Genomic DNA, 2,983 nt, shown 5'->3' on the forward strand with positions numbered 1-2,983 from the left:
GCACACTGTACGACTTTAAAAGACATTTTGGGGTTGTATGGTTAAGTGACTAAGCGTACACGGTGGATGCCTTGGCAGTCAGAGGCGATGAAGGACGTACTAACCTGCGAAAAGCTATGGGGAGCCGGTAAGAGGCGCTGAACCGTAGATATCCGAATGGGGAAACCCAGTGAGTTTACTCACTATCCTTAACTGAATACATAGGTTAAGGAGGCAAACCGGGAGAACTGAAACATCTAAGTACCCCGAGGAAAAGAAATCAACCGAGATTCCGTTAGTAGCGGCGAGCGAACGCGGACTAGCCCTTTAAGCTAGATTGGTGTTAGTGGAATCATCTGGAAAGCTGAGCGATACAGGGTGATAGCCCCGTACACGACAACACCTTTATAGTGAAAACGAGTAGGACGGGACACGTGGTATCCTGTTTGAAGATGGGGGGACCATCCTCCAAGGCTAAATACTCCTGACTGACCGATAGTGAACCAGTACCGTGAGGGAAAGGCGAAAAGAACCTCTGTAAGAGGAGTGAAATAGAACCTGAAACCGTGTACGTACAAGCAGTGGGAGCCCACTTTGTTGGGTGACTGCGTACCTTTTGTATAATGGGTCAGCGACTTACATTCTGTAGCGAGGTTAACCGAATAGGGGAGCCGTAGGGAAACCGAGTCTTAACTGGGCGAATAGTTGCAGGGTGTAGACCCGAAACCGGGCGATCTAGCCATGAGCAGGTTGAAGATTGGGTAACACTAATTGGAGGACCGAACCCACTACTGTTGAAAAAGTAGGGGATGACTTGTGGCTTGGAGTGAAAGGCTAATCAAGCTCGGAGATATCTGGTTCTCCTCGAAAGCTATTTAGGTAGCGCCTCGAGCGAATACCACCGGGGGTAGAGCACTGTTTGGGCTAGGGGGTCATCCCGACTTACCAACCCCATGCAAACTCCGAATACCGGTGAGTACTACTCGGGAGACACACGGCGGGTGCTAACGTCCGTCGTGAAAAGGGAAACAACCCAGACCGCCAGCTAAGGTCCCAAAGTGATGATTAAGTGGAAAACGATGTGGGAAGGCATAGACAGCTAGGAGGTTGGCTTAGAAGCAGCCATCCTTTAAAGAAAGCGTAATAGCTCACTAGTCGAGTCGGCCTGCGCGGAAGATGTAACGGGGCTAAAATCATCCACCGAAGCTGCGGATTCATCCTATGGATGAGTGGTAGAGGAGCGTTCTGTAAGCCTGCGAAGGTGTGCCGGGAGGCATGCTGGAGGTATCAGAAGTGCGAATGCTGACATGAGTAACGATAAGGGGAGTGAAAAACTTCCCCGCCGAAAGACCAAGGGTTTCCTATCCCATGCTAATCAGGGTAGGGTGAGTCGGCCCCTAAGGCGAGGCTGAAAGGCGTAGTCGATGGGAAACGGGTTAATATTCCCGTACCGGCCAATACTGCGATGGGGGGACGGAGAAAGCTAGGCAAGCGCGGCGTTGGTAGTCCGCGTGAAAGTGTGTAGGTTGGGTGTTTAGGAAAATCCGGACGCCTAAGACTGAGACACGAGACGAGTCACTACGGTGACGAAGTTGCTGACGCTCTGCTTCCAGGAAAAGCCTCTAAGCTTCAGGTATTGGTGACCGTACCCTAAACCGACACAGGTGGTCAGGTAGAGCATACCAAGGCGCTTGAGAGAACTCGGCTGAAGGAACTAGGCAAAATAGTACCGTAACTTCGGGAGAAGGTACGCTCTTGTGTGTGAAGGACTTGCTCCGTAAGCACGTGAGAGTCGCAGTGACCAGCTGGCTGCAACTGTTTATTAAAAACACAGCACTCTGCAAACACGTAAGTGGACGTATAGGGTGTGACACCTGCCCGGTGCCGGAAGGTTAATTGATGGGGTTAGCGCAAGCGAAGCTCTTGATCGAAGCCCCGGTAAACGGCGGCCGTAACTATAACGGTCCTAAGGTAGCGAAATTCCTTGTCGGGTAAGTTCCGACCTGCACGAATGGTGTAATGATGGCCAGGCTGTCTCCAGCCGAGACTCAGTGAAATTGAAATTGCGGTGAAGATGCCGTATACCCGCGGCTAGACGGAAAGACCCCGTGAACCTTTACTATAGCTTGGCACTGAACATTGACCCTACATGTGTAGGATAGGTGGGAGGCTTTGAAGCTGGGACGCTAGTCCTGGTGGAGCCGTCCTTGAAATACCACCCTTGTATGTTTGATGTTCTAACGTAGGTCCCTGAATCGGGATTGCGGACAGTGTCTGGTGGGTAGTTTGACTGGGGCGGTCTCCTCCTAAAGCGTAACGGAGGAGCACGAAGGTTGGCTAAGTACGGTCGGACATCGTACGGTTAGTGTAATGGTAGAAGCCAGCTTAACTGCGAGACAGACACGTCGAGCAGGTACGAAAGTAGGTCATAGTGATCCGGTGGTTCTGTATGGAAGGGCCATCGCTCAACGGATAAAAGGTACTCCGGGGATAACAGGCTGATACCGCCCAAGAGTTCATATCGACGGCGGTGTTTGGCACCTCGATGTCGGCTCATCACATCCTGGGGCTGAAGTCGGTCCCAAGGGTATGGCTGTTCGCCATTTAAAGTGGTACGCGAGCTGGGTTTAGAACGTCGTGAGACAGTTCGGTCCCTATCTGCCGTGGGCGTTGGATAATTGAGTGGAGTTGCTCCTAGTACGAGAGGACCGGAGTGAACGAACCGCTGGTGTTCGGGTTGTCATGCCAATGGCACTGCCCGGTAGCTATGTTCGGAACGGATAACCGCTGAAAGCATCTAAGCGGGAAGCCGGCCACAAGATGAGTTATCCCTTACCCCCTGAGGGTACTAAAGGGTCGTTGGAGACCACAACGTTGATAGGTGAGGTGTGGAAGCGCTGCGAGGCGTTGAGCTAACTCATACTAATTGCCCGAGAGGCTTAACCATACAACGCCCAAGATGTTTTAAAGAAAGAATACAGTGTGCAAACAATCAGCTTGCTAA

1 rRNA gene is annotated in these 2,983 nt (G+C 51.7%); it reads left to right on the plus strand.

Annotated features, from left to right (window positions below):
- The first annotated feature begins 39 nt into the window (after positions 1-39).
- Positions 40-2,926 (plus strand): 23S ribosomal RNA (locus tag AGRI_RS16810).
- The last annotated feature ends 57 nt before the right edge of the window (positions 2,927-2,983 follow it).

The sequence above is a fragment of the Alishewanella agri BL06 genome (genome assembly GCF_000272005.1).
Taxonomy (GTDB): Bacteria; Pseudomonadota; Gammaproteobacteria; order Enterobacterales; family Alteromonadaceae; genus Alishewanella; species Alishewanella agri.